The organism is Streptomyces sp. NPDC051569 (assembly GCF_044454085.1).
In the GTDB taxonomy this organism is placed as follows: Bacteria; Actinomycetota; Actinomycetes; order Streptomycetales; family Streptomycetaceae; genus Streptomyces.
The window spans coordinates 1-26,115 of sequence record NZ_JBITDJ010000021.1 but is presented as its reverse complement, the minus strand read 5'-3'; the positions used below and the strand labels follow the sequence as shown (position 1 = coordinate 26,115).

Here is a 26,115-nt window from a genome sequence, read left to right as displayed (position 1 = left end):
TGACGCCGTGAAGCCGCTTGAAGCCGTGAAGCAGTACGAAGGAGCGATCAGCATATGAGCACGCCTTTCCCGTTCACCGCCGTCGTGGGGATGGACGATCTGCGGCTGGCCCTGCTGCTCAACGCGGTCAGTCCCGCCGTGGGCGGTGTCCTCGTACGCGGCGAGAAGGGCACGGCCAAGTCCACGGCCGTACGGGCCCTCGCGACACTGATGCCCGAGGTGGCGGCCGTCGCCGGCTGCCGGTTCAGCTGCGATCCCGCCGCGCCCGATCCCGGCTGCCCGGACGGCCCGCACGAGAGCGGTCCCGGGATATCCCGGCCGGCCCGGATGGTCGAGCTGCCCGTCGGCGCCTCCGAGGACCGGCTCGTCGGGGCGCTGGACATCGAACGGGCTCTGGCGGAGGGCGTGAAGGCTTTCGAGCCCGGGCTGCTCGCGGACGCGCACCGGGGCGTGCTGTACGTCGACGAGGTCAATCTGCTCCACGACCACCTGGTGGACCTGCTGCTGGACGCGGCCGCCATGGGTGCTTCGTACGTGGAGCGGGAAGGCGTCTCCGTACGGCACGCCGCGCGCTTCCTGCTCGTCGGGACGATGAACCCCGAAGAGGGCGAGCTGCGGCCGCAGTTGCTCGACCGGTTCGGCCTCACGGTCGAGGTCGCGGCCTCGCGCGAGCCGGAGCTGCGGGTGGAGGTCGTACGGCGGCGGCTCGCGTACGACGACGATCCGGCCGGCTTCGCCGCGCGCTGGGCCGACGAGGAGAGCGCGCTGCGGGAGCGCGTCTCCGCCGCGCGCGCCCTCCTGCCCGGGGTGCGGCTCGGTGACGCGGCGCTGCTGCAGATCGCCGCGACCTGCGCCGCCTTCGAGGTCGACGGGATGCGGGCGGACATCGTGATGGCGAGGACCGCGACGGCGCTGGCCGCGTGGGCGGGTCGTACGGATGTCACCGCCGAGGACGTACGGCAGGCCGCGCTGCTCGCCCTGCCGCACCGGCGGCGCCGCAATCCGTTCGACGCGCCGGGTCTGGACGAGGAGAAGCTAGACGACACGCTGGAGCGGTTCGCCGGCGACGAGGGGAACGACGCGAGCGGTACGAACGGCCAGGGCCCCGACGGGGACGACGACCCGGACCACGACCCCGATCCCGACGGGCCCGACGGTCCTGACGGACCCGGCGGCGGGGGCGGGCAGCCGCCGCGATCCGGCCCGGAGGAATCCGACACGCCGCCCCAGGACACCTCGGGGCAGGACGACACGCCCGCGCGGCCGGAACCGGGGACCGCGCCGGAGAGCACGCCCGAGGGCGGAGGGCCCCAGCGCGCCAGCGCCGGTGACCAGTCCGCCGTACGGTCCGCGGAGCCGTTCCGCACCAAGATGCTGAGCGTCCCGGGTCTGGGTGAGGGCGCGGCCGGGCGCCGGTCGCGGGCGCGCACCGAGCACGGCAGGACGACCGGTTCGCGGCACCCGCGCGGCGCCCTGACCAAGCTGCATCTCGCGGCGACCGTGCAGGCCGCCGCCCCGCACCAGCGGGCGCGCGGGCGGAGCGGCCCGGGCCTGGTGGTCCGCCGGGACGATCTGCGGCAGGCGACCCGGGAGGGGCGCGAGGGGAATCTCGTGCTCTTCGTGGTCGACGCGTCCGGGTCGATGGCGGCCCGGCAGCGGATGAGCGCCGTGAAGGGCGCCGTGCTGTCGCTGCTGCTCGACGCGTACCAGCGCCGCGACAAGGTCGGGCTGGTCACCTTCCGGGGCAAGGACGCCGAGGTCGCGCTGCCCCCCACGTCGTCGGTGGACGCTGCGGCGGCCCGGCTGGAGTCGCTCCCGACGGGCGGGCGCACTCCGCTCGCGGCCGGGCTGCTCAAGGCGCATGACGTCCTGCGGGTGGAACGGATGCGCGATCCCGCGCGCCGCCCGCTGCTCGTGGTGGTGACGGACGGCCGGGCGACCGGCGCGCGCGGCTCACGCGCGGCGGGCGGCCCCGACCCGGTGGCGCTCGCGTCACGCGCGGCGCGGCTGCACGCGGCGGACGGGACGGCGTCGGTGGTCGTGGACTGCGAGTCGGGGCCCGTACGGCTCGGTCTCGCGGGCGCGCTCGCGGCCGATCTGGAGGGCATGGCCATCACCCTGGACGAGCTGCGCGCCGACAGCATCGCCGGGCTGGTCAGGGACGTACAGGGAACCAACGCACCCAGGAGGGCCGCATAATGCCGCAGGGACAGCCGGAAACCGTACCGGACGACGGTCTCACCACCCGTCAGCGCCGCAACCGCCCGCTCGTTCTCGTCCACACGGGGACCGGCAAGGGTAAGTCGACGGCGGCGTTCGGGCTGGCGCTGCGCGCCTGGACCCAGGGGTGGCCGATCGGGGTCTTCCAGTTCGTGAAGTCCGCGAAGTGGAAGGTCGGCGAGGAGCAGGCCCTGAAGGTGCTGGGGGCGAGCGGCGAGGGCGGTTCCGTGGCCTGGCACAAGATGGGCGAGGGCTGGTCCTGGGTGCAGCGCGACAGCCAGCTGTCCAACGAGGAGGCGGCGCGCGAGGGCTGGGAGCAGGTCAAGCGTGATCTGGCGGCCGAGACGCACCGGTTGTACGTCCTCGACGAATTCGCCTACCCGCTGCACTGGGGCTGGGTGGACACCGCCGAGGTGATCGAGGTGCTGCGCACCCGTCCCGGCACCCAGCACGTGGTGATCACCGGGCGCAACGCGCCGCCGGAACTGCTGGACTTCGCCGACCTCGTCACGGAGATGACCAAGGTCAAGCACCCGATGGACGCGGGTCAGAAGGGCCAGAGGGGCATCGAGTGGTGAACGTCCCGCGCCTGGTCATCGCCGCCCCTTCGTCCGGCAGCGGCAAGACCACCGTCGCGACGGGCCTGATGGCGGCCTTCTCGGAACGCGGACTCACCGTGTCCCCGCACAAGGTCGGGCCCGACTACATCGATCCGGGCTACCACGCGCTGGCCGTGTCGGCCGGCGGGCGGCTGCGTCCGGGCCGCAATCTCGACGCGTACATGTGCGGCCCCGGCCTGGTCGGACCGCTGTTCGCGCACGGCGCGGCGGGCAGCGACCTGGCGATCGTCGAAGGCGTGATGGGGCTGTACGACGGCGCGTCGGGGCAGGGCGAACTGGCCTCCACCGCCCAGGTGTCGAAGCTGCTGCGGGCACCGGTGGTGCTGGTGGTGGACGCGTCGTCGCAGTCCCGGTCGGTGGCGGCGCTGGTGCACGGCTTCGCGTCCTGGGACCCGGAGGTGCGGATCGGCGGGGTGATCCTCAACAAGGTCGCCACCGACCGGCACGAACGGCTGCTGCGCGACGCGCTGGACGAGTCGGGTGTACCGGTGCTGGGGGTGCTGCGGCGCACCGAACAGGTCGTCACGCCGTCCCGTCATCTGGGTCTGGTGCCGGTCGCCGAGCGGCAGGCGGACGCGGTCGGCTCGATGCGGGAGCTGGCCGCGCGCGTACGGGCCGGCTGCGATCTGGAGGCGCTGCTGGCGCTGGCGCGCAGCGCGCCCGCGCTGGACGCGCGGGCCTGGACACCGGAGGCGGAGCCGGGCACCGCGCCCGTCGTCACACCGGGGGCGGCCCGGCCGGTGGTGGCCGTGGCCGGCGGGTCGGCGTTCACCTTCTCGTACGCGGAACACACCGAGCTGCTGACGGCGGCGGGCGCCGACGTCGTCCCCTTCGATCCGCTGCGGGACGAGAAACTCCCCGCCGGGACGAGGGGACTGGTGATCGGCGGCGGCTTCCCCGAGGTGTACGCCCCCGAGCTGTCCGCCAACGAACCGTTGCGCAAGGCCGTGGCGGAGCTGGCGCACTCCGGCGCACCGGTGGCGGCGGAGTGCGCCGGGCTGCTGTATCTCGCGCGCTCCCTGGACGGAAAGCCGATGTGCGGCGTGCTGGCCGCCGACGCGCGGATGTCGGGACGGCTGACCCTGGGCTACCGGGAGGCGGTGGCCATCGGCGACAGCGCGCTGGCGGCGGCCGGGACGCGGGTGCGGGGACACGAGTTCCACCGGACCGTGCTGGAGCCGGGCGCGGGCGCGGAACCGGCGTGGGGTGTGGTGCGTCCGGAGCGCCGGGTGGAGGGATTCGTCCAGCGGGGCGTGCACGCGAGCTATCTGCACACGCACTGGGCGGCGGCGCCGGAGATGGCGCGGCGATTCGTCGGGAGATGCGCGGCGTGACAGGGCCCGGCCGCTCATCAGGGCGCCCGCCGGGCGGCCGTTCAGCGGGCTCGGCACCGGGCCACCGCTCATCCGGCGAAGCCGACCACCAGCCAGACGAAACCCACACCCAGGACCGTACAGAGCAGCGTGGAGCGCGCCGGGTGCTCGTGGTGTGCCTCGGGGAGGATCTCGGCGGCGGCGAGGTAGAGCAGGGCGCCGCCGAAGAAGCCCAGATAACTGCCGAGCGCCTCCTCCGGCAGGATGAACAGCAGGGTGGACGCGGCGCCGACGACCGGCGCGACGGCGTCCGCGACGAGCATGATGACCGCCCTGCGGCGGTCGTTCCCGTACAGGCTGGTGAGCGTGTACGTGTTGAAGCCGTCGGCGAAGTCGTGGGCGATCACCGCGAGCGCGACGGCGGTGCCCACGCCGCCGCTCACCTGGAAGGCCGCGCCGAGCGCGACGCCGTCCATCACGCTGTGCCCCACCATCGCGGCGGCCGCCGTCAGCCCCATCTGCGGCGCCCGGTCGCCGGCCCCGCCCATCCCGTGGCTCTCCTCCCCCGGGCCCGCGCCGTGCGCCGCCTGACGGGCGGCGAGCAGCCGTTCCACCAGATGGGCGACGAGGAAGCCCCCGACGAACAGCAGCAGGGCCTGCGGCACCCCGAACACCTCCTGGCCCGCGGCGCGCACCGCTTCCGGCAGGAGATCGAGGCCGACCACGCCGAGCATCAGTCCCCCGGCCAGGCCCAGCACGAGATGGCGGCGGTCGGTGACGCGTTGCGCCGTCCAGCCGCCGAACAGCGTCATGAGGAACGCGCCGAGCGCGACGAAGACCGCCATGAGCCCCTGCATAGCCGATCGGGCCCGTACTCCGCACGTCCGGAACCGGATCTCGTCGTCGGCATCGGCGCGCGCGGGGGCGCGCGCGCCGGGGAGATCCTGGGCCTGATCGAGGACACGCTGCGGGACGCCGGGCTCTCCCCCCGTTCCGTCGCCGAGGTGGCGACGCTCGACAGCAGGGCCGGCGAACCGGGGATCGTCGCGGCGGCGGCCCTGCTCGGGGTGCCGGTACGGGGATACGCGGCGGAGCTGCTGGCCGGGATCGCCGTACCGCATCCGTCCGGTGCGCCGCTGGCCGCCGTCGGGACGCCGTCCGTCGCGGAGGCCGCCGCGCTGGCGGGCGGGGGTGAGCTGCTCGTACCGAAGAGGAAGTCGAACCCGGAGGGCCGGCCCGCCGCGGTCACCTGCGCCGTGGCGCGCGGGACCCGGGCGGAGTGGAACCGGCGTGGGCGGACATGATGTCGGTGTTGACGGTAGACATGTCGGTGTTGACGCCACGGGGGTACCGGTGGCTGGTGGAAGGAGCCCGGTGACCCGCGTCGTCCAGCCCTGCGAGAGCATGGCGCCCCCGGAGCGCCCGGCACGGCCGCGCGTACGTACCGTCATAACGTGTGACCACCCGTGCGGCTGCCATGTCTACGCGCGCTGACCCGCACGATCTGCGGCATCACGGCGACGCCGAGGTACGGGACGCGGCGCCGGGACTCATCGACCTCGCGGTCAACGTGCGTACCGGGACTCCCCCGGCCTGGCTGCGCGAACGCATCGCCGACTCGCTGACCGGGCTGGCCGCCTACCCCGACGGCCGGGCCGCGCGCGCGGCGGTCGCGGCCCGGCACGGGCTGACGGCGGACCGGGTGCTGCTGACGGCGGGGGTGGCGGAGGCCTTCGTCCTGCTGGCCCGCGCGCTGCCGGTCCGCCGGCCGGTCGTCGTGCACCCGCAGTTCACCGAGCCGGAGGCGGCGCTGCGGGACGCGGGGCACACGGTGAGGCGGGTCCACCTGCACGCGGCGGACGGCTTCCGGCTGGACCCGGAGGCGGTGCCCGACGACGCCGACCTGGTGATGATCGGCAATCCGACCAATCCCACGTCCGTCCTGCACCCGGCCGGGATGATCGCGAAGCTCACCCGCCCGGGCCGGATCCTGGTGGTGGACGAGGCCTTCATGGACGCGGTCCCGGGCGAGACGGAAGCCCTGGCCGCCCGCACGGACCTGCCGGGCCTGGTCGTCCTGCGCAGCCTCACCAAGACCTGGGGCCTCGCGGGTCTGCGGATCGGCTACGTCCTGGCCGAGCCGGCGACCGTGACCGCCCTGGAGCGCGCCCAGCCCCTCTGGCCGGTCTCGACGCCCGCCCTGGCGGCGGCGGAGGCCTGCATGGCGCCCGGAGCCCTCGCGGAGGCGGAAGCGGCCGCCCGCCTGATCGCGGTGGAGCGGGCCCATCTGCTGGCGGGACTGACGGAGTTCGACGAGATCCAGGCGGTCGAGGCGGCGGAGGCCCCCTTCGTCCTGGTCCGCATGGCGCGCGCGAACGCCGTACGGGCCCGCCTGCGCACCCTGGGCTTCGCCGCCCGCCGGGGCGACACCTTCCCGGGCCTGGGCCCGGACTGGCTCCGCCTGGCCGTCCGCGACAGAGCCACGACGAACCGCTTCCTCCAGGCCCTGGACCAGGCCCTGATAGCGGTGGGCCCCTGACAGGGGCCCGGAGCGGAGAGCGGCGCCCCCGCGATGGGCGCCGCTCTCCTTCAAGGCCCCCTCTCCTTCAAGGCCCCCCTCGGGCCCTGTTCCCCTTGTTTCCCCTCGTTTCCCCTCGTTCACCGGATCCCCATGGGTCCCCCCGGGCCCTCCGGCTTCCCCCTCCGACCCCCTCCCGCTTCCCGCTTTCCGCTTCCCGCGTCGGGGGTATCAGCGTCCCGGCGTCAGCGGCGGGCGCGGGACCTGGACAGGAAGAGGGCGCCCGCGCCCGTGGCGAGCAGGACCGCCGCGCCGCCCGCGAGGTAGGGGGTCGTGGAACTGCCGCCGGTCTCCGCGAGGTTCGCCGTGGCCGGCTTCGTGGCGGCGGTCCGGGGCTTCAGATCCTCCTTCGCGGGCGCGGGCTTCGAGGTGGCGTCCACCTGCGGGGCCGGTGAGGCGTCCGCCTGCTCCGGCACGTCGGCCGACGCGTGCGCCTTCGGCGATTCGCAGGTGGCCTCGGCGAGCGTCAGGGAGCCCTCGACGTCGGCGACGTTCAGTTTGAGCGGGTTGACCGAGACCGTGAGTTCGAGCGCGGTCGCGGCGGCCGTACGGGACGTGGTGCGCGTCTTCGACAGGTCGAGCGTCACCTCGCCCACCCCCGGCACCCGGACGCGGGTCGGTCCCCCGGCGGAGAGCGTGACCCGCTCGCCGAGCACGGTGACCTGGCCGAGCAGGTTGGACTCGGCGACCGGCCGCTTGCCGGCCTCGCAGACCGCCCGGGAGGTGACCTCCTGGATCTCGATGAGCGAGAGCCGGGGCAGTCCGGGGACGTGCACCTTCGCGTGGGCGATGTTGGTGTAGCCCTTCGCCCCGCGCGCGTCGGCCGTCGCCTTCGCGGTGGCCACGTCGGCGCGCAGCACGCTGAAGGGCTGCCCCTGATCGACCCCGTTCAGCTGGGCGCTCAGCGCCTTCTTCTCGGCGGCGGCCGGCGCCTGGACCTCGTTGAGCGCGGTCCTGAGCGGGACGTCGACGCTCTTGTTGAGCAGGGACACGTCGAGATCGGCCCTGAGGACGACCGCGGTCGCCCGCCCTTCGCCGTGGCCGGCGCCACGGCTGGTCGCCTGCGCCGGTGCCGCGAGGAGTACCGGTCCCGCCGCCAGCGCGGCGGCGGCCACGACGCCGGCGCAGCGGCGTGCGGGCATACGGAAGGTGTTGCTGTTCAAAATGGTGAAACCCCCACAGGAGAACATGATGTCGCCGGCCTGCCGACACGGGGACACGCGGCGGCGGCGGCGACTTGAGACACCGGAATCTTTACGCACTGAGAGTGAACTGGCGGACACCTGTGGTGAGTTCACTCTAAAGGGGGGTTTCCGGGCTCATATTCGATTCTTGTGGCACATGCGTTCCTCCGCTTCACTCCTGCGGAAGCGGCTAGGGTCGTACGCCGGTCAGTCTCCGGCCGCTCCCGGCCGGAGCACATGAAGCCCTTCAACGAGGCCGGCCGCCGTCACGTCACGGCCCGTCAACCAAGCGCCCGTCACCAAGCGCCCCCCAGGCGTCAGGCGACCAAGCGTCCGTTCAGGACGATCCGCCGCGGCGCCGCCAGCACCCGCACGTCCGCCCTCGGATCCTCGTCGTACACCACGAGGTCCGCCGGGGCGCCCTCCTCCAGCCCCGGGCGGCCGAGCCAGCCCCTCGCCCCCCAGGTGGTCGCGGAGAGCGCCTCCAGCGGCGGGATGCCCGCCTTCACCAGCTCCGCGACCTCGGCCGCCACCAGCCCGTGGGGCAGGGAGCCGCCCGCGTCCGTGCCCACGAAGACCCGGACACCCGCCTCGTACGCCGCGCCCACGGTGTCGTACCGGCGCTCGTACAGCCTGTTCATATGGTCCGACCAGCGGGGGAACTTGCTCGCGCCGCCCGCCGCGAGCTTCGGGAACGTCGCGATGTTGACCAGCGTCGGGACGATGGCGACCCCGCGCTCCGCGAAGAGCGGGATGGTGTCCTCGGTGAGCCCGGTGGCGTGCTCGACGCAGTCGATCCCCGCCTCGACGAGATCACGCAGGGAGTCCTCGGCGAAGCAGTGCGCGGTGACCCGGGCGCCGAGCCGGTGCGCCTCCGCGATGGCCGCCTCGACGGCGCCACGCGGCCAGCAGGCGGTCAGATCTCCCGCCTCCCGGTCGATCCAGTCGCCGACGAGCTTGACCCAGCCGTCGCCGCGCCGGGCCTCCTGGGCGACATACGCGACGAGATCGTCCGGCTCGATCTCGTGGGCGAAATTGCGGATGTAGCGGCGGGTGCGGGCGATGTGCCGGCCCGCCCTGATGATCTTCGGCAGGTCCTCGCGCTCGTCGGTCCAACGGGTGTCCGCGGGCGATCCGGCGTCCCGGATGAGCAGCGTGCCCGCGTCGCGGTCGCCGATGGCCTGCTTCTCGCTGGTCGCCGCGTCGACCGCGCCGTGGTGGTCGAGGCCGACGTGGCAGTGCGCGTCGACCAGGCCGGGCAGCGCCCACCCCTCGACGGTACGGACCTCACGCGCGCCGGCCGGCCGCTCGTAGGTGATCCGGCCGCCGGCCACCCACAGTTCGTCCCTGACCTCCTCGGGCCCGACGAGCACCCGCCCCTTGACCCGCAGCACCGTGTGATCACTCATGACCAGCACTGTACGAGGCCGTGGGTAATCTCGACCGTGCGGATCCGAACACCGGTCCGGATCCGCGGAGACACCCCACCGACCCGCACCGCACCCCACGCCCTTCCTGAAGAGAGCACCGCCGTGACACATCCGCTGCTGGACCTGCCCCCGCTGACCGCCGCGCACTTCGCCGCCATCGAGCGCCGCGTCGCCTCGGTCCTCGCCACCGAGAACGATGTCGTGATCATGCAGGGCGAGGCCCTGCTGCCCCTGGAGGCCTGTATCCGCGGCGGCGCGCGGCCCGGTTCGACCGCGCTGAACGTGGTCACGGGGCCGTACGGGCAGACCTTCGGGAACTGGCTGCGCGACTGCGGCGCGACCGTCGTCGACCTGGAGGTGCCGTTCGACACCGCCGTCACCGCCGCGCAGGTCGAAAGCGCCCTGGCCGCGCACCCCGAGATCGACTTCGTCTCGCTGGTGCACGCCGAGGCGGCGACCGGCAACACCAACCCGGTCGCGGAGATCGGCGAGGTGGTACGGGCCCACGGCGCGCTGTTCATGCTGGACGCCGTCGCCTCGGTGGGCGCGGAGCCGCTGCTGACCGACGCGTGGGGCGTGGACCTGTGTGTGATCGGCGCCCAGAAGGCGATGGGCGGTCCGGCCGGGGTCTCGGCGGTGTCGGTGAGCGCGCGCGCCTGGGAGCGGTTCGCCGCCAACCCGCGTGCGCCCCGCCGCTCGTACCTCTCGCTCCTCGACTGGAAGGAACGCTGGATCGACGCGGGCCGCAAGGCTCTGCCGCACGCGCCCGCCCAGCTGGAGATGCTGGCGCTGGAGGCGTGCGTGGAGCGCATCGAGGCGGAAGGGCTGACCGGTGTCATGGCCCGGCACGCCTCGGCCGCGGCGGCCACGCGCGCGGGCGCGCAGGCCCTGGGCAGCGGCCTGACGCCCTTCGTCCACGAGGCGGCGGCCGCCGCTCCGGTGGCCACGACGCTCCGCACCCCGGCCGGGATCGACGCGGCCGAGGTGGTGGCGAAGGCGCTGGCGGCCGACGCGACGCTGCCGCTGATCGCGGGTGGCGGCGCGCTGGCGGCCGAGATGATCCGGGTCAACCACTACGGCGCCGACGCGACGCCCGAGACCGTACGGTCCTCGCTCGCGGCGCTGGGCGCGGCGCTCGGGGAGGCGCTCGGGGAGAGCGGCGCCGCGGTCGACCGGGCCGTCGGAAACGCCGCGCGAGCCGTCGGCGACGTGTGGGAATAGCCTCGGCAAATCAAACAAAGCGTTAATTGACACCGTGGGGCGGCTGCTTTGATCCAGGCAGCTGCCCCTTTTCTTGTGCCCGCTTTTCCCGACATCAAACGCCGAGATTTCCGCAGCACGCCCGGTGCAATTCGGGCGGGTCTCGCGAGCGTTACGAATATGTGATCGAGTCCACAGAGCCATCCGCTTTGCCCGATCATTTACGCACACATCACCCGCATGAGCCGGGCGTCCGTGCTGACCTCCGCGCCCGCGTGATAACACAGGTCATCGCCGCACCCAACCCCTTCCGGCGATGCATCTTTTTAATTTGCTGGGTAAATTTAATCCCCATGACCGCCGCACAAGCAGACCTTGCAGGTGCCCGAAGTGAATTCACCCGATCCTTTGCGATCGATACCCCGCGAGTGGAGGACGGGGCCGCGATCTGGCGCATTGCCCGCGACTCCGAGGTCCTGGATCTGAACTCCTCGTACAGCTATCTGCTGTGGTGTCGTGACTTCGCCGCCACGTCCGTCGTCGCCCGCGACGACGGAGGATCACCCATCGCCTTCGTGACGGGATACATCCGGCCCGAACGCCCCGGTGCGCTGGTCATCTGGCAGGTGGCCGTCGACAGCGGCCAGCGGGGCAAGGGCCTCGCCGGCACACTGCTCGACGAGCTGACCGCCCGGGTGGCCGGGGAGCAGGGGATCACGGCGATCGAGACGACCGTGACGCCTGACAACACCGCCTCCGACCGGCTGTTCACCGCGTACGCCGCGCGGCACGGCGCGGTCCTGGAGCGCGAGGTCCTCTTCGACGGCGGGCTGTTCCCCGATGGGGTGCACCAGCCCGAGGTGCTGTACCGGATCGGCCCGCTCGGCCTCTGAGCACACGGGCCGGCCCCGGCGCACGAGCGCGGACGCTCCCTCTTTAGCGCGGACGCTCCCTCTTTCCTCTTCTCTCATCACCCCATCGGCAGGAGACCCCTGTGACCATCACCCCGCCCGCCCTGAGTGTCTTCGAGACGCTTGAGTCCGAGGTGCGCAGCTACTGCCGCGGCTGGCCCGCCGTGTTCGACCGGGCGCAGGGCAGCCGCCTGACCGACGAGGACGGCCACAGCTACCTCGACTTCTTCGCCGGCGCGGGCTCACTCAACTACGGGCACAACAACCCGGTCCTGAAACGGGCGCTGATCGACTACATCGAGCGCGACGGCATCACCCACGGCCTCGATATGGCGACGACCGCCAAACGCGCCTTCCTGGAGTCCTTCCAGAATGTGGTGCTCCGGCCGCGTGACCTCCCGTACAAGGTCATGTTCCCCGGCCCGACCGGCACCAACGCGGTCGAGTCCGCCCTCAAGCTCGCCCGCAAGGTGAAGGGCCGGGAGTCGATCGTCTCGTTCACCAACGCCTTCCACGGCATGTCGCTGGGCTCGCTCGCCGTCACCGGCAACGCGTTCAAGCGGGCCGGCGCCGGCATCCCCCTGGTGCACGGCACCCCGATGCCGTTCGACAACTACCTGGACGGCCAGGTCCCGGACTTCCTCTGGTTCGAGCGGCTGCTGGAGGACCAGGGCTCGGGCCTGAACAAGCCCGCCGCGGTCATCGTCGAGACGGTGCAGGGCGAGGGCGGCATCAATGTCGCCCGCCCGGAGTGGCTGCGGGCGCTGGCGGAGCTGTGCCACCGCCGCGACATGCTGCTGATCGTCGACGACATCCAGATGGGCTGCGGCCGTACCGGCGCCTTCTTCTCGTTCGAGGAGGCGGGCATCACACCTGACATCGTGACGCTTTCGAAGTCCATCAGCGGGTACGGGCTTCCCATGTCGCTCTGCCTGTTCAACCCGGAACTGGACATCTGGGAGCCGGGCGAGCACAACGGAACCTTCCGGGGCAACAACCCGGCGTTCGTCACCGCGGCCGCCGCCCTCACCACCTACTGGGCCGACGGTCAGATGGAGAAGCAGACCATCGCACGCGGCGAGCAGGTGGAGCAGGCACTGCTGGCGATCTGCGCCGAGACCACCGGTACGGCCGTCGAATACCGCGGCCGGGGACTGGTCTGGGGCCTGGAGTTCGGGGACAAGACCCGGGCGTCCGCCGTCTGCTCCCGCGCCTTCGAGCTGGGGCTGCTGGTGGAGACCTCGGGCCCGCGCAGCGAGGTGGTGAAGCTGCTGCCGCCGCTCACCGTCTCGCCCGACGAGCTGGACGAGGGCCTGCGCACGCTGGCCCGGGCGGTCCGCGAGACCGCCTGACCCGGACCCGCCCGCCGGGCGCGTACGGACAGGCCCCCTGCCCCGGCTCCGTACCGGAGAGCTCGTCGAGGGACCTGGCACACAGGGCCCCGAGACCCCGATCCCGAGACCCGATCCCGAGCCCGATCCCGCCCAAGAGAAAGGCACGAACCCACCGTGATCGTCCGATCGTTCAAGGACATCGAGAACACCGACCGCCATGTGAAGTCGGCCTCGGGCACCTGGGAGAGCAAGCGCATCGTGCTCGCCAAGGAGAAGGTCGGCTTCTCCCTGCACGAGACCGTCCTGTACGCGGGCACGGAGACGTCGATGTGGTACGCCAACCACATCGAGGCCGTGCTGTGCGTGGAGGGCGAGGCCGAACTCACCGACGAAGAGACCGGTGAGACCCACTGGATCGCCCCCGGCACCATGTACCTGCTGGACGGGCACGAGCGCCACACGCTCCGCCCCACGACCGATTTCCGCTGCGTCTGTGTCTTCAACCCGCCGGTAACCGGGCGGGAGGACCATGATGAGAACGGCGTCTACCCGTTGCTGACCGAGGAGGGCTGACCATGACCACCGCCCCTGTACGTACCGATCTCTATCCCACCCGTGGCGTCGGCGAGGTGATCACCCCGCGTCAGGACCCCGTCGTCTGGTCCGCGCCCGACGCCCCGGGACCCATCGAACCGCTCGAACTGGGCACCTTCGAGCGGGACGGCTTCCTCTCCGTCGACCAGCTGATCGGCCCGGACGAGGTGTCGCTCTACCGCGCCGAACTGGAACGGCTGATCACCGATCCCGGCGTACGGGCCGACGAGCGCTCGATCATCGAGCCCAGGACCCAGGACGTACGGTCCGTCTTCGAGGTGCACCGGATCAGCGAGGTCTTCGCCCGCCTCGTCCGCGACGAGCGCGTGGTGGGCCGGGCCCGGCAGATCCTCGGCTCGGACGTCTACGTCCACCAGTCGCGGATCAACGTCAAGCCGGGTTTCGGTGCCTCGGGCTTCTCCTGGCACTCGGACTTCGAGACCTGGCACGCCGAGGACGGTCTGCCGAACATGCGGACCGTGTCGGTCTCGATCGCGCTGACGGAGAACTACGACACCAACGGCGGCCTGATGATCATGCCTGGGTCGCACAAGACCTTCCTGGGCTGCGCGGGCGAGACGCCTGAGGACAACTACAAGCAGTCGCTGAAGATGCAGGACGCCGGCACGCCGTCGCACGACGCGCTGACAAGCCTGGCCGACCAGCACGGCATCAAGCTCTTCACGGGCAAGGCCGGTTCCGCGACCTGGTTCGACTGCAACTGCATGCACGGCTCCGGGGACAACATCACCCCGTACCCGCGCAGCAACGTCTTCATCGTGTTCAACAGCGTGGAGAACGCGGCGGTGGAGCCCTTCGCGGCACCCACCCCGCGACCGGACTTCATCGGAGCCCGGGACTTCACGCCGGTGCGCTGACGCCTCCACAACGACGACGGACAACGACAGACAACGACAGACGCGACGGACGACGACAGCGGGGCAGGGGCGCGGGGGGGGGGGGGGGGGCCCCCCCCCCCCCCCCCCCCCCCCCCCCCCCCCCCCCCCCCCCCCCCCCCCCCCCGGGGGGGGGGGGGGGGGGCGCCGCCCCCCCCCCCCCCCCCCCCGCCCCTGTTCAGCGCCTTGCGACCGCTCAGGCCTCCAGGGCCGGGTAGTCGATGTACCCCTTGTCGTCGCCGCCGTAGAAGGTGGCGTTGTCCGGGGTGTTGTACGGGCCGTCCGTCTTCAGCCGCGCCGGCAGGTCCGGGTTGGCGATGAAGAGCGAGCCGTACGAGAGGAGGTCGGTGGTGCCGTCCTCGATCAGGGCCAGCTCGCCGGCGCCCGTGGGGCCCTCGGTCGCGGCGTTGAGGATCAGCGTGCCCGTGAAGAGCTTGCGCACGACGTTGGTGAACTCGCGGGTGTTCTCGATGAGGTGCAGGTAGGCGAGGCCGATCGGCTCCAGCTGCTGGACCAGCGCCGTGTACGTCTCCGCCGGCTCCGGCTCCTCGATGCTGTTGAACGGGTTTCCGGGAGAGAGCCGGATGCCCGTGCGGTTGGCGCCGATCTCCGCCGCCACGGCCTTGGCCACCTCGACGGCGAAGCGGATACGGCCCTCGACGGAGCCGCCCCACTCGTCGGTGCGCAGGTTGCTGTTCGGGGCCAGGAACTGGTGGATCAAGTAGCCGTTGGCACCGTGCAGTTCGACGCCGTCGAACCCGGCCTCGATGGCGTTGCGGGCGCCGCTGACGAAGTCCGCGATGGTCGCGTGGACCTCGTCGGAGGTCAGCTCACGGGGGGTGAGCAGGTCCTTGGGGCCCTCGGGGAGGTAGACCTGGCCGGTCGCGGCGACGGCGGAGGGCGCCACCGGGTGCAGGCCCTCGGGAAGCAGGTCCGGGTGGCCGATACGGCCGGCGTGCATGATCTGGGCGAAGATCGTCCCGCCCTTGGCGTGCACCGCGTCGGTGACATTGCGCCAGGCGGCGATCTGCTCCGCGCTGTGCAGACCAGGGGTGAAGGGGTAACCCTGGCCGACCACCGAGGGCTGGGTTCCCTCGGTGATGATCAGACCGGCGGAGGCGCGCTGGGCGTAGTACTCCGTCACCGAGTCGGTGGGCGCGTTCCCGGGGCCGAAGGCGCGGCTACGGGTCATCGGGGCCATGGCGATGCGGTTCGCGAGCTGCGTACCGGAGAGATCGATCGGGTCGAACGCGGTGGTCAAGGAGACTCCCAAGGCGATATGTGGTCGGCCAAGTATCAATCGATCGTCACTGTAGCCCATTCCTTGGCCGACCAAGCTAACTTCTGGGCCGATCCGGCCGGGCCCTTGGCCGCCCCGGTTAAGCTCGCTCGTATGACATCGGACGACCCTGCCTGTACCGACGACCTGCCCGGCGCCGCGCGCGGCGGCCCGGTCAGCCACGCCCTGTCCCGGATCTCCCGGCTGCACCGCAACACGGCGGCCAAACTCCTGCGGCGCACCGGCCTCTATCCGGGCCAGGAGTTCCTGATGATGCGCCTGTGGGACGGGGAGGCGGTACGGCAGTCCGAGCTGATCAAGTCGATGGACCTGGACCCGTCGACGGTGACCAAGATGCTCCAGCGACTGGATCAGGCGGGGTACGTACAGCGCTCCCCGTGCGCCGACGACCGGCGGGCCGTGCTGGTGGAGGCCACGGTGGACAGCTGCGCGCTGCGCGCCGACGTCGAGGGCGCGTGGACCGAGCTGGAGGAGACCACGCTCGCGGGACTCGACGAGACCGAGCGGGCGGAGCTGGTCCGGCTGCTCGCCAAGGTCGAGGCGAACCTGTGCACGCACGGTCAGGAGACCGAGAACTGCCCCGGGAGCCGGCCCACCGAGACATGAAAGGCCGGGCCTGAACAGCCGGGCATGAAGCCGGGCGAGACCGGCCGGGCATGAGCGCCCCCGGCCCGCCCGCCCGCACTCAGCCGGCGAGCACGTCCAGCACCCGGTCCACGTCGGCGGCGGAGTTGTAGAGGTGGAAAGCCACCCGCAGATTCCCGGCGCGTACGGAGACGTCCACTCCCGCCCGGTGCAGATCCGACTGCCGGTCTCCCACCCCTGGCACGGCGACCGTCACGGACGTCCCGGGCACAGCTTCGAGCCCGAGCCCGGACAGCCCTTCCCTGAAACGGGCCGCGAGCGCGGTGCCATGGGCGTGAATGGCCTCGACCCCGATCTCCTCCAGGAGCGCGAGGGAGCGCTCGGCGCCGTGGTACGAGAGGAAGGACACCGGTTCGTCGAAGCGGCGCGCGGAGTGGGCCAGTTGCCCGAGGGGACCGTACGTACTGGCCCCGAGGTCCTCGCCGGCGACCCACCCCGCGTGCAACGGCACCAGTGACTCCTGCGCCTCTTCCGTCACGGTGAGGAAGGACGTCCCGCGCGGGCAGACCAGGAATTTGAACCCGCCCGTGACGGTGTAGTCGTACGCCCCGGCCTCGAACGGCAGCCAGCCGGCGGCCTGGCTGGCGTCCACCAGCGTACGGGCGCCGTGCGTGGCGGCAGCGGCCCGGACCGCGACCAGATCCGTGATCCTGCCGTCCGCGGACTGGACCGCGGAACAGGCCACCAGCGCGGTGCCCGGCCGGACCGCGTCGGCCAGGCCGTCCAGCGGCGCGTAACGGACCTTGAGGTCGCCGCGGACGACGAAGGGGGTGACCACGGAGCTGAACTCCCCTTCGGGGATGAGGACTTCAGCACCTGCGGGCAGCGAGGCGGCGATCAGCCCGACATGCACGGAGACCGCGACACCCACGGCCACCCGCTCCGCCGGGACCCCGACGAGCCGGCCGAAGGACGCACGGGCCGCACCCACCGTCCCGAACCCGCCCGGGCCTTGGCCCCGCCGCCCGGTCGCGTTCTCCTCGGCCAGGGTCTGTACGGCTGTGACGGCACGACGGGGCAGCAGGCCACAGGCCGCAGTGTCCAGATACGTCGTGTCCGGCGCGAACTCGGCGCCTCCCAGGGTGTCCATGACCCCACCTTGGGACGGCCGGACCCCATCGTCAATCACGCATCCCTGAAGAACACACCCAAGCGCTGCTTACGTATGGGCTCCGGCGTGCGGAATCGCGCAGGAACCGTCGGTGTCACAGACCGCCGCGTCGTGCCCGGATCCGCCGACCGTCGTGATCTGCGGGAGCGTACGGGCCTCCCACGCCTGCTCCAGCGCCTGCGTGAACACCTCGGCGGGCTGCCCGCCGGACACCCCGTACTTACGGTCGAGCACGAAGAACGGCACCGCGTTCGCGCCCAGCTCGGCGGCCTCGCGCTCGTCGGCCCGTACGTCATCGGCGTACGCGACCGGGTCGGCGAGGACCTTCCGCACCTCCACCTCGTCCAGACCGGCCTCGACGGCGACGGCGACCAGCGTCTCCTCGGCGAAGACGGAACGCTCCTCGGCGAAGTTGGCCCGGTAGGCGCCGTTCAGCATCTCCTCGCCGCGCCCCTGGGACGTGGCGTAGTGCAGCACGCGGTGGATGTCGAAGGTGCTGCCGGAGTCCCGGCCCTCGGCACGGTAATCGAGCCCTTCGGATCGCGCGCTGGCGGCGATGGTCTCCTCGATGGCCAGAACTTCCTCGGGAGTACGCCCGTACCTGGTCGCCAGCATTTCGGCGACCGGCACGATGTCGGCCTTGTCCCGCCCGGGATCCAGCTCGAAGGAGCGGTGCACCACCTCGACCTCGTCCCCGTGGGCGAAGGCCGCGAGGCCCTTCTCAAAGCGGGCTTTTCCGACATAGCACCAGGGGCAGGCGATGTCGCTCCATATCTCGACGCGCATGTGTCTGTTCTTCTCCAGGTCCGTGGATGCGGAGCAGTCCTCCGCTTGGACGCCAACGCGCCCGCCCCGGACCCCATTCCCCGCCCCCGCTCTTCCCGCGCTCCCCGCGCGCCCCGCCCGGCTCGACGAACCGGACGGGGCGCGTGCGCGGGACCGGAATCAGGAGAAGACGACGGACCGCAGCTTGAGCCGGCGACTCGCGGACCCGCCGGGCCGCAGCGTGTAGTAGTCGCCCTCGCAGTGCGCCCCCGTGAAGACCGTGGCACTGGCATCGGTGCGGTTACGCGGCGCGTCGGCGGGCGGCACGTACTCACCGGCCACCTCGCGGAGGGTGATGCACTCACGGCTGTCCGGATTCACCAGCAGCCCGACCTCCGTTTCCCCGTCGAAGCCGGTGTACAGGTACTCGAAGTGCCCTTCGGCGGCCGATGCGGAACCGGGAACGGTGACGACCAGCGCGAACGCGCCGAGGGCGGCGGCCAGGGCGGTACGGAAACGCATGAGGAATACTCCTTGTCGGATGGATGATCAGGCACCGAGAAGCTGCCCGGAAGGGCACGCGCATAGGCGCCGGGTCACCCGAACGCAGTGCGCAGAATCGTTCCCCCTTCACCCATCGGGCCCCTGCCCGGCCAGATGTTCCCCTTCGTCGGCCGGAGAATCTCCGGAGGAAAGGCCGGGATTCTCCGTCGAGCGACCTGGGGCGCCTTCATGCGGACCGATGAAGAAGACGAAGAATCCCCGTCAGGAGCAGTCATCGCCGATGATAGTGAGCCAAACTCTCGAATCTCTGGATATAGGCCAGGATTGATCACGCCCATTACTGCCACACCGTCCGCAAGGTCAATCTAACGACGGACCAGGAATCCCCAAAGCCGTCAGGGAAACCCATCGGTACGAACCATGTCACATGCAGGACGAGAAACGGCGACAGGGCCTCCAGGAGACTTTTGCCTTGATGGCCGTGAGCTACCAGGAGGCCCCGTCCTCTACAGGCAGGGCATCAGTCATTCTCTGGAGGTGTCAATCCCCAACGAAAACTCCACCCGTGAGGAATCTTCTGCCATGCTGGAATCTCAACCCGAGTTCTGCGCCTGTCGGGAGCTCGCGCGAATCGTGCCGGCGCATGTACCGCAGATCTCATCGAGGTGACTGATCATCAGCCGCGCGTTCTTTGCTTGGAAGTGATCCATCAATGCGGCTGCCTGAGCTTCAACGTGCGTTTCATACCCAGCTGCGGCTCCGGCCGGCAGCCGGTATCCGGGATAGGGCCTGCTCAACGCGAGGTCGAATGTTCCATCCGTGACGCGTGCGCTCGGCCTTGGCGGCCCCCGGGGGTTCCTGGTATGCCCCCGGTGACCGAGCGACGAGGGACCTCTCCCGCGACCGCGAACCCTTCAACACGACGAAGCCGCACCCGCACCGGGCACCCTGCCCCTCAGAGAGAGGGCAGGGGTCTGGGGCAGGGCCCCAGCATGGTTCGCTGTGCTGGCTGTTGCGTGCCCGGGCCGCGCCGGCGGGCCGCCTTGATCCAGTAAAGAACTCTGAACAGCTCCACAACGTGCGCAGAAACCGCATGTGTCCCTGTCCGGCCGCAGGCGGCACGACGATGAGCACGAGGAGCGGGCAGTCGAGTACGCCGTCATGAAGGAGCCCTCTCGGACACACTTGCATCGGCGTCACCGGCCACGACACCCGCATCCGGACGCGCTTCCCCACTCCTCACCGACACCACGGGCCAGACCGGCGACGGCGATAGACCTTCCACTCGTGCAGCCCCGTCCGCCGACGTTGCCGTCAGCTACTGCCGTCAGAAGGCCAGAGGCCCCACCGGAGCGCCACCCGGTGGGGCCTCTGAATTTTTTGGCTTTACTCCAGAATTTATTTAGACATTCGAATGGAAGCCAATTGGGAGCGATCGGAAATTATAGCGGACGCCTCGATCGACATCTCCTCACGCCCTTAATCTGCGCGCATCATTCCGAGTCCCTTGCTTCGATCTCAACCAACCCCAGCGGCTCCAATGCAGGGACAAGGCGATCAAGGTACCATCCAAGATCACAAAACTTGGAGGATTTCGACAGGTTCTTTCGATTGATTGAAATCAGAAAGGAAATGACCGATCGTCCTGGCTGAAAAAGAAGATCGCCCCCTTGGGCCGAGCCCGAGAACATCAGAGAGATGCCGACGATTCCCCGGCTCCATCGGGTATCGCCCATTTCCAAGATGATTCTACTTAGATCGTCGTCGGCATCCTGGATCCAATCGAACATGCCGTCGTCGTCCAACAGGTAAGACACATGCCCCGCCCTGGAGAACGAGACGCCGACCACTGCCAGCATGTTTAGCATACCTGCGACATCAACCGGACTCCTGAACGTGAAGTCAATATCCGCCGACCTACTCATTGCCCCAACAGCTCCATACTCACCCCGACGACCCGGGAATTACCTGCCACGGAATACCCTTCTTGTCGAACCAATTTGTAAACTCGCTGGGGATTGGATTCTCGGATATCACTCGATATCCGACGCCATATTGATTGGCAATCCCGAGCTTCTGCCCCTCAGTGAGAAGAATTTGCTCATGCGGCCAGGATTCTTAAGCGTGCTCTGCCAGAATCCACCCGATTTCGCCTCATACCACGCGCCCACCCCTGTTTCAGGATCGACGAAAGCTCCATCAAACTGACGCCCCATTTCGGAGAATCCGCCGCCACCGCCGAGTATTTACAAGATGCGCCTCATAGGCATCGCCCGCTATTTGCGCGCCACGTCCACCACTCGCCCCGCCGCTGCTCCCTCCGGTCGGGCATTCCCCACCAGTGTTATGGACCAAGATCGGCGTGGTACCCGCGAGCACATAGTTCGTGTGCTACGCGAGCCCCTCGACCTGCTTCTTCGCAGGTCAAGCTTCATTTGCTGGTCCGTTGAAGTGCGTGGGCGTCTGTGGTTGTCCGGGGTTGTTGCCGTCAGCTACTGCCGTCAGTGGGTTCAGCCAAGGTACGGCTTCTCGCTGTTTCCTGGAAGTGTGCTGGAGCCCGAGTTGTTGGGTGGGGTGCATCGGCAACTGCCCGCCAAGCCATTGACACCCTCAACGAAGCACTCGGCCAGGCCGACGACGACCCTGAAGACCCATCCATCGCAGCCGTCGTCCACGGACGTTGCCGTCACCGTTGCCGTCAAAGCCCCGAAGGCCCGCCGGAATGCTTCCGGCGGGCCTTCGGCAGATCCTCGGCGACATCAAAATCCGACGGAGGTCAGTCTGCTCATCCCTGAACATCGACACCACCCCTACCATCGGAGATGTCTCGAACATTCCGAGAAAATTAGCCAGCGTCTCGCAATTCTTCAATCGAGGCAGAAATTAGGCCTAGATTCCCCTCTAGTCCGGCTAGCCCTTGAGCACTCTCCAGGAAATATACGGACCGAGACCTAAGCTCGCTACTAAATAGCCCACACATGAGAATTAGGTCGATACAAGCCGTACGAGAATCAAGCGTTGCGCTCGTTTCAAGAATCTCAACGTAGGCCGGATATCCTAGGCTGATCTCTTTCATGCACTCCGCTTCGGACGCCGGGCCGTATACGCCCGGATCCTCCTCGCTCACCACGGCGGCCGAAATATCCGAGAGAAGCCCTAGAATTAGATCTTCCGAATAGTCCGAGCAGCGCCATAGGCAATGAACGAGACTAGACGCCAAGGCGGTTGAGGCTTCACATAGAAGTCCTTGCGCAAATGCGACCTGCTCTACCCGGCGCGCAGCGCCCACCGCAACCTCCCGGCTGCCAGCGCGGGAAAGGTCCCAGAGAGCATCCCCGAGTATACGAGCATCACCAGAGACTCCTTGGAGCGATCCCCAGGAATGCCGTCTCAGTTCAAGGTCCATATCGGCCCCAACCACCCTTAAGCGTTATTCATCGAAGAGTCTCAATACGTCTGAATCGAACACTGTACCCGCCCCCTTGAACCCACTACGTCCGAACTGGCCTTCGCATGAGACGCAGATATTGATCGGCGCCCCAGTCCGAGGCCTTACGGCAGTAGTGAATACAATCTTCGACGGGTCGCCTCCGAGCTGATTGACAACGCAAGTCTCTGCGCAGACACCCTTAGACGATGCACCTGCGGCGTACTGTCCGGTCTCCGAATTGTATCCAGCCGTGACAGTGGCTGGCCTCTTCCTATTGGAGAGCTGGGCCATTTCTCCGGCGTACTCATCTCGAAGCCCTTCCGCCTTCGACATGAGTTCATCTGGACCCAGACCTGCACCATCTCGGGGACCCGTTCCGCAATTGTGAACCAGTACCGGCGTAGCCCCCGCCAGCACATAGTACGTGTGGCGGTCACCGACGGTGAGGTTGTGGACGGTGGTGCCGTGGCTGGTCCAGCGGGTGATCGCGGTGATCTGGACGTGGGTGCCCGCGCTGGTCCGGCGCCATTGGCCGGCGTTCAGATCGGTGGCGTCGATCCATTGGCGGAGTTCGGGGACCCAGAAAGGAGGGGCCGTCGGTCGCGGTGGTCCCGGCTGTTTCCGTGCCCTTGTCGCCGTCGGTGTCGATGGTGACCTTGACGAGGTGTTTGAGGCCCTCGCCCGTGATCTCCGCGGTGACCGTCTCCACCCGGCTCTCGCTGGTCTCCGGATCGGTCGCGATGACCCGGTCGCCGGCCTTCACCTGTTCGATCGACTTGGTGGTGCCGTCGGCCATCAGGACCTTCGCACCCGGCATGAAGCTGTTCTTGGCCGAGCAGGAACCGCCTTCGTCGGCTTTACCGGAGCCGGTCTACGTCCACTCCGCGCTCAAGCCCGCCCTGGAACACGCCGTCCGCGAAGAGGAGATCCCGCGCAACATCGCCCGCAACGCCCGCACCGGAAACCCTAGGCCCCGCCGCTTCGAACCCCTCACCGCCGACGAAGCCCTCCGGTCCTCACCGCCGTGCGCGGTCACCGGCTGCACGCCCTGTTCGAACTCGCCCTCCACACCGGACTCCGCAAGGGCGAACTCCTCGGCCTCCACTGGGAAGACCTCGACCTCAGCACCGGAACGGCCAGCATCCGCCGCTCGCTCCAGCGCACCCGAACCGACGGCCTCACCCACCTGCCCACCAAGACCCGCGCCTCCGAACGCCGCATCGCCCTCCCCAGCGAGTGCATCCAGTCATTCAAGGAACACCGTGAGGTACAGGAAGGAGAACGAGAGACGGCAGCGGACGACTGGAGGGACAACGGCCTCGTCTTCAGCACTCGGGCAGGAGGGCCGATCGATCCCGCGAACCTCAACCGCAGCTTCCGCGCCCTCCTCGATCGGGCAGGGCTCCGCCGGATTCGCTTCCACGACCTACGGCACTCCACCGCCACCCTCCTCCTGGAGCAAGGCGTCGAACTCATCGTGATCAAAGAACTCCTCGGCCACGCCCACATCGGCGTCACCGCCACCGTCTACGCCCACGTCCGACTCCGCCTCCAGCGCGACGCCATCGACACCCTCAGCAGTGCCCTTGACGGCCCTGCCCGCGACGACGGCGACGATCCGCCACTGTGTGCAGCCACCGTCCACTGACGTTGCCGTCAACTACTGCCGTCACCCCACGCGGAAGCCCCGTCAGAACACACCTGACGGGACCTCAAATTTGCTACTGCGTAGCTTACTTCGCGAGAGAATCAGCGCCTCAAACCAAAGTGTCACTCATCACTGTAGTCACCGATAGCCACGTCGCCGAGGATTGTGTACCAATACCCCGGGTCCTCATCGAAGACGGTGGCGTCGATCGCAAGAAGCGCCTCTTTCAGAGCGTTCGCCATGACCTCTCTGTCCTCAAGTTCAGATTCGCTTTCCCCATACGGGTAACGAGACGTGAACTCTTCGAGACATGCAAGGAACTTCTCTGGCGATTCATTCACGTGCCAGACACTGGCATCCGCCAGGTTGACGCAGACAACCTCTCCCGTGTCAATATCTACGCAAAACTCCTCATCGTCTCCACCCTCGCCAACCCGGATGAACTTTCGCTCACCACCATCCGCCTCGACTTGCCGAGCGATGGGCTCCGCAAATCCGAACAGTAGGTTGTCGGCCGGAAGCCCGACATCACCCAAGAACCGCCGAGCCGGGTCGTTGCGCAGGCCCTTCAGGGACTGGATGGCGTACGTGAGTTTCGGTGACATATACAGATCCAGGTTCAATTGCAGCCAAAGTGGCGGACACTGACGACTTCGCGCAGGCTACCAGTTCCCAGAGAGGGCGTCAGCAAACACTCCACGCACGGCCGCTAGCTGGCTCTTGCGGGAGACCGCACCCTCCGCGGAAGTGGTCCAATTCCAGGACCATGTAGTTCTGATTCCCGCAACTGCCGGAGCGCACGAATTCCGACAGGGCTGCAACTCCGAATAGATCTCGGAGATGTTATCCTTCCCGATTGCTCGAATCAGCTTCTGCTCAGCGTGATTACCTCGCCCTTTGGAGGAGAAGGCAACCATGACCTGCTCCGCACCTGACGAATCCGTGTAGCGGGCCGCAGCGAAGTTGTTGGCCTTGTTTCCGAGCTTGAGGCGCTCCTGAATTACCGCCTGGCTGAGATCCGTGCTCCCGTATTCGACCTGGCAGTTGTGAACCAGGACCGGCGTCACTCCCGCCAGCACATAGTACGTGTGCTATGCGGACCCCTTCTACCTGCTTCTTTGCAGGTCAGCGCCTGTTTCGGGTTCCGCTGGTGTCCGTGGTTGTGCGGGGGAATCCGTGGGCGTTGCCGTCGCTACTGCCGTCAAGGAGCCTTTTCCAACCTGCTGATGCGGTGGTGCAGTTGGAGTGACAACACGGCGAAGCCCCTGGTAGATGGGTTTTCGACCAAGAGAACCGTCTCCACCAGAGGCTTCGCATGCTTGTCTACCCGTCCGGCGTGGACGTGTCCAGCTCCACCCTTCGCTTCCTCGCCGAGCAACTGCGGCGGCACCGCCGTGCGATCAGCTCCCGCTGGCGGAGGCTGAGTGCCGGCCGCCAGGCCCTCCTCGCGCTCGCCCACCTTCGCGTGGGGCACACCTACGCCCAGCTCGCCGCCGGGTTCGGCGTCGGGACCACGACCGCCTACCGCTACGTCACCGAGGCCGTCGACCTCCTGGCCGCCCTCGCACCCACCCTGGCCGATGCCGTACGCACCGCGTCCACGAAGGCCTTCGTGCTCCTGGACGGCACGCTCCTGCCGATCGACCGCATCGCCGCAGACCAACCCTTCTACTCCGGAAAGCACAAGAGGCACGGCATGAACGTGCAGGTCCTCACCGATCCGTTCGGCCGCCTGCTGTGGGCCTCGCCGGCCCTGCCCGGCGCCGTCCACGACATCCGAGCCGCCCGCGAACACGGCATCATCGACGCCCTCGCCCAGGCCGACATCACATGCTGGGCCGACAAGGGCTACCGCGGCGCCGGCGGCACAGTTCGCATCCCGTACTGGGGACGATGGGACACCCTTTCCCCAGGTCAGAAAGCAGTGAACCGATCCCACGCCAAGATCCGCGCACTCGTCGAACAGGCCATGGCCACCCTCAGGAACTGGCGACTCCTGCGCAAGATCCGATGCTCCACCACCCGGATCACCGCCCTCGTCAAAGCCGTCCTCACCCTGCATCTGGCCAGCTCAGAGCCATGATGGAAAAGCCTCAAGGGCTCGGGCCGCGCGGTCGCGTTGCCGCTGGCGTGGTGTCACCCTCGGGGACTTCACGGCCATGCGCCAGGCTCGGCACGGACGAGGGCGCGGACGGTCTGCTCATACAGTTCGTGGCCGCTCTGGGCGCAGTGTCCGGCGATCCAACGGGTCAGCTCGTCCGAGGTGTGCAGCGTGCCTGACGTGGCACCGCAGTTGCGCCCTTCACCGGTGACGCAGACCGCCTCCATGGTCGGCAGCGCCAGAGGGTCGGGGACGGTGGTCACGTGGTACTCGCGGAAGCGGTAGCGCCCCCGAGAGGCATCGCGTACTGGTGCGCCGGCGTTCGGAGAGT

Annotated in this window: 22 protein-coding genes and 3 pseudogenes; 13 read left to right on the top strand and 12 right to left on the bottom strand. The window is 69.2% G+C overall.

The annotated features are described in order from the left end of the window. The first annotated feature begins 54 nt into the window (after nt 1–54). The 3 genes from ACIBAE_RS24795 to ACIBAE_RS24785 are packed head-to-tail and all read left to right on the top strand — an operon-like array spanning nt 55 to nt 4,174. Nucleotides 55–2,199: a putative cobaltochelatase gene (locus ACIBAE_RS24795; RefSeq protein ID WP_399289403.1), complete on the top strand. Its 2,145-nt coding sequence runs from the start codon at nt 55–57 to the stop codon at nt 2,197–2,199. Next, nucleotides 2,199–2,798, top strand: a complete 600-nt coding sequence (gene cobO / locus ACIBAE_RS24790) for a cob(I)yrinic acid a,c-diamide adenosyltransferase (protein ID WP_399289401.1) — start codon at nt 2,199–2,201, stop codon at nt 2,796–2,798. The genes ACIBAE_RS24795 and cobO overlap by 1 nt, the downstream gene beginning before the upstream one ends. Next, on the top strand, nt 2,792–4,174 hold the full coding sequence (locus tag ACIBAE_RS24785) for a cobyrinate a,c-diamide synthase (RefSeq protein WP_399289399.1): 1,383 nt from the start codon (nt 2,792–2,794) through the stop codon (nt 4,172–4,174). The genes cobO and ACIBAE_RS24785 overlap by 7 nt, the downstream gene beginning before the upstream one ends. A 68-nt stretch (nt 4,175–4,242) precedes the next feature. On the opposite strand, the gene ACIBAE_RS24780 is transcribed toward ACIBAE_RS24785, so the two are convergent. Beyond that, nucleotides 4,243–4,998 (bottom strand): ZIP family metal transporter, encoded by a 756-nt coding sequence (locus ACIBAE_RS24780; RefSeq protein ID WP_399289397.1) that lies wholly within the window; start codon nt 4,996–4,998, stop codon nt 4,243–4,245. A 45-nt stretch (nt 4,999–5,043) separates the two neighbouring features. On the opposite strand from ACIBAE_RS24780, the pseudogene ACIBAE_RS24775 reads away from it, so the two are divergent. Together ACIBAE_RS24775 and cobC are read left to right on the top strand one after the other, a co-directional pair. Next, nucleotides 5,044–5,418 (top strand): annotated as a pseudogene (locus ACIBAE_RS24775) (cobalamin biosynthesis protein); the annotation flags it as partial. Nucleotides 5,419–5,630: 212 nt separating this feature from the next. Beyond that, nucleotides 5,631–6,692: an Rv2231c family pyridoxal phosphate-dependent protein CobC gene (cobC, locus tag ACIBAE_RS24770; protein ID WP_399289395.1), complete on the top strand. Its 1,062-nt coding sequence runs from the start codon at nt 5,631–5,633 to the stop codon at nt 6,690–6,692. Nucleotides 6,693–6,916: 224 nt separating this feature from the next. Here cobC and ACIBAE_RS24765 read toward each other — a convergent pair whose 3' ends face one another. Together ACIBAE_RS24765 and ACIBAE_RS24760 are read right to left on the bottom strand one after the other, a co-directional pair. Next, nucleotides 6,917–7,894, bottom strand: a complete 978-nt coding sequence (locus ACIBAE_RS24765; RefSeq protein ID WP_399289393.1) for an SCO1860 family LAETG-anchored protein — start codon at nt 7,892–7,894, stop codon at nt 6,917–6,919. A gap of 338 nt (nt 7,895–8,232) precedes the next feature. After that, nucleotides 8,233–9,324, bottom strand: coding sequence for an amidohydrolase family protein (locus ACIBAE_RS24760; protein ID WP_399289391.1), 1,092 nt, complete (start codon nt 9,322–9,324; stop codon nt 8,233–8,235). A gap of 123 nt (nt 9,325–9,447) precedes the next feature. Between ACIBAE_RS24760 and ACIBAE_RS24755 the strand changes: the two genes are divergently transcribed. From ACIBAE_RS24755 to thpD, 5 genes are all read left to right on the top strand, one after another. Continuing rightward, the gene (locus ACIBAE_RS24755) at nt 9,448–10,566 is read left to right on the top strand and encodes a pyridoxal-phosphate-dependent aminotransferase family protein (protein WP_399289389.1); all 1,119 of its coding nucleotides are present in this window, start codon (nt 9,448–9,450) and stop codon (nt 10,564–10,566) included. Nucleotides 10,567–10,898: 332 nt separating this feature from the next. Beyond that, nucleotides 10,899–11,438, top strand: coding sequence for a diaminobutyrate acetyltransferase (ectA, locus tag ACIBAE_RS24750; RefSeq protein WP_399289387.1), 540 nt, complete (start codon nt 10,899–10,901; stop codon nt 11,436–11,438). 101 nt (nt 11,439–11,539) lie between these two features. Then, nucleotides 11,540–12,808, top strand: a complete 1,269-nt coding sequence (ectB, locus tag ACIBAE_RS24745) for a diaminobutyrate--2-oxoglutarate transaminase (protein ID WP_399289385.1) — start codon at nt 11,540–11,542, stop codon at nt 12,806–12,808. 156 nt (nt 12,809–12,964) lie between these two features. Continuing rightward, nucleotides 12,965–13,363 (top strand): ectoine synthase, encoded by a 399-nt coding sequence (locus ACIBAE_RS24740; protein WP_399289383.1) that lies wholly within the window; start codon nt 12,965–12,967, stop codon nt 13,361–13,363. Between the two features lie 2 nt (nt 13,364–13,365). Continuing rightward, complete coding sequence (thpD, locus tag ACIBAE_RS24735; protein ID WP_399289381.1) at nt 13,366–14,262, top strand: ectoine hydroxylase; 897 nt, start codon at nt 13,366–13,368, stop codon at nt 14,260–14,262. 214 nt (nt 14,263–14,476) lie between these two features. Here the strand turns inward: thpD and ACIBAE_RS24730 are convergent, their stop codons facing one another. Continuing rightward, nucleotides 14,477–15,541, bottom strand: a complete 1,065-nt coding sequence (locus ACIBAE_RS24730; protein WP_399289379.1) for an alkene reductase — start codon at nt 15,539–15,541, stop codon at nt 14,477–14,479. A 132-nt stretch (nt 15,542–15,673) separates the two neighbouring features. On the opposite strand from ACIBAE_RS24730, the gene ACIBAE_RS24725 reads away from it, so the two are divergent. Further along, nucleotides 15,674–16,186, top strand: coding sequence for a MarR family winged helix-turn-helix transcriptional regulator (locus ACIBAE_RS24725; protein ID WP_399289377.1), 513 nt, complete (start codon nt 15,674–15,676; stop codon nt 16,184–16,186). Between the two features lie 79 nt (nt 16,187–16,265). On the opposite strand, the gene ACIBAE_RS24720 is transcribed toward ACIBAE_RS24725, so the two are convergent. The 5 genes and pseudogenes from ACIBAE_RS24720 to ACIBAE_RS24700 form a co-directional block, all read right to left on the bottom strand. Then, nucleotides 16,266–17,315, bottom strand: a complete 1,050-nt coding sequence (locus tag ACIBAE_RS24720) for an aminotransferase class V-fold PLP-dependent enzyme (RefSeq protein ID WP_399289375.1) — start codon at nt 17,313–17,315, stop codon at nt 16,266–16,268. A 69-nt stretch (nt 17,316–17,384) separates the two neighbouring features. After that, a complete protein-coding gene (locus ACIBAE_RS24715; RefSeq protein WP_399289373.1) occupies nt 17,385–18,122 on the bottom strand; it encodes a DsbA family oxidoreductase in 738 nt (245 codons plus the stop codon). Between the two features lie 159 nt (nt 18,123–18,281). Further along, on the bottom strand, nt 18,282–18,623 hold the full coding sequence (locus ACIBAE_RS24710; protein WP_399289371.1) for a hypothetical protein: 342 nt from the start codon (nt 18,621–18,623) through the stop codon (nt 18,282–18,284). A gap of 1,475 nt (nt 18,624–20,098) precedes the next feature. Further along, on the bottom strand, nt 20,099–20,464 hold the full coding sequence (locus tag ACIBAE_RS24705) for a hypothetical protein (protein WP_399289369.1): 366 nt from the start codon (nt 20,462–20,464) through the stop codon (nt 20,099–20,101). A 1,946-nt stretch (nt 20,465–22,410) separates the two neighbouring features. After that, nucleotides 22,411–22,903 (bottom strand): annotated as a pseudogene (locus ACIBAE_RS24700) (polymorphic toxin-type HINT domain-containing protein); the annotation flags it as partial. A gap of 4 nt (nt 22,904–22,907) precedes the next feature. Here ACIBAE_RS24700 and ACIBAE_RS24695 point away from each other — a divergent pair. Beyond that, nucleotides 22,908–23,683: pseudogene (locus tag ACIBAE_RS24695) on the top strand (tyrosine-type recombinase/integrase); the annotation flags it as partial. Nucleotides 23,684–23,805: 122 nt separating this feature from the next. On the opposite strand, the gene ACIBAE_RS24690 reads toward ACIBAE_RS24695, so the two are convergent. Beyond that, entirely contained in the window at nt 23,806–24,288 is a 483-nt protein-coding gene (locus tag ACIBAE_RS24690; RefSeq protein WP_399289367.1) for an SUKH-4 family immunity protein, read from the bottom strand. 57 nt (nt 24,289–24,345) lie between these two features. Continuing rightward, on the bottom strand, nt 24,346–24,750 hold the full coding sequence (locus tag ACIBAE_RS24685; RefSeq protein ID WP_399289365.1) for a nucleic acid/nucleotide deaminase domain-containing protein: 405 nt from the start codon (nt 24,748–24,750) through the stop codon (nt 24,346–24,348). 248 nt (nt 24,751–24,998) lie between these two features. Between ACIBAE_RS24685 and ACIBAE_RS24680 the strand changes: the two genes are divergently transcribed. Then, complete coding sequence (locus tag ACIBAE_RS24680; RefSeq protein ID WP_399289363.1) at nt 24,999–25,766, top strand: IS5 family transposase; 768 nt, start codon at nt 24,999–25,001, stop codon at nt 25,764–25,766. A 68-nt stretch (nt 25,767–25,834) separates the two neighbouring features. On the opposite strand, the gene ACIBAE_RS24675 is transcribed toward ACIBAE_RS24680, so the two are convergent. Continuing rightward, on the bottom strand, nt 25,835–26,115 hold a 281-nt coding region (locus tag ACIBAE_RS24675), incomplete at its 5' end, for a hypothetical protein (RefSeq protein WP_399289361.1).

Bases quoted from the DNA above. Each gene is read 5' to 3' on its own strand.
- ACIBAE_RS24795 (WP_399289403.1), top strand. From the start codon at position 55: ATGAGCACGCCTTTCCCGTTCACCGCCGTCGTGGGGATGGACGATCTG.
- thpD (WP_399289381.1), top strand. From the start codon at position 13,366: ATGACCACCGCCCCTGTACGTACCGATCTCTATCCCACCCGTGGCGTC.
- cobO (WP_399289401.1), top strand. From the start codon at position 2,199: ATGCCGCAGGGACAGCCGGAAACCGTACCGGACGACGGTCTCACCACC.
- ACIBAE_RS24725 (WP_399289377.1), top strand. From the start codon at position 15,674: ATGACATCGGACGACCCTGCCTGTACCGACGACCTGCCCGGCGCCGCG.
- cobC (WP_399289395.1), top strand. From the start codon at position 5,631: ATGTCTACGCGCGCTGACCCGCACGATCTGCGGCATCACGGCGACGCC.
- ACIBAE_RS24680 (WP_399289363.1), top strand. From the start codon at position 24,999: ATGCTTGTCTACCCGTCCGGCGTGGACGTGTCCAGCTCCACCCTTCGC.
- ectA (WP_399289387.1), top strand. From the start codon at position 10,899: ATGACCGCCGCACAAGCAGACCTTGCAGGTGCCCGAAGTGAATTCACC.
- ACIBAE_RS24705 (WP_399289369.1), bottom strand. From the start codon at position 20,464: ATGCTGGCAGTGGTCGGCGTCTCGTTCTCCAGGGCGGGGCATGTGTCT.
- ACIBAE_RS24715 (WP_399289373.1), bottom strand. From the start codon at position 18,122: ATGCGCGTCGAGATATGGAGCGACATCGCCTGCCCCTGGTGCTATGTC.
- ACIBAE_RS24780 (WP_399289397.1), bottom strand. From the start codon at position 4,998: ATGGCGGTCTTCGTCGCGCTCGGCGCGTTCCTCATGACGCTGTTCGGC.
- ACIBAE_RS24760 (WP_399289391.1), bottom strand. From the start codon at position 9,324: ATGAGTGATCACACGGTGCTGCGGGTCAAGGGGCGGGTGCTCGTCGGG.
- ACIBAE_RS24690 (WP_399289367.1), bottom strand. From the start codon at position 24,288: ATGTCACCGAAACTCACGTACGCCATCCAGTCCCTGAAGGGCCTGCGC.
- ACIBAE_RS24710 (WP_399289371.1), bottom strand. From the start codon at position 18,623: ATGCGTTTCCGTACCGCCCTGGCCGCCGCCCTCGGCGCGTTCGCGCTG.
- ACIBAE_RS24720 (WP_399289375.1), bottom strand. From the start codon at position 17,315: ATGGACACCCTGGGAGGCGCCGAGTTCGCGCCGGACACGACGTATCTG.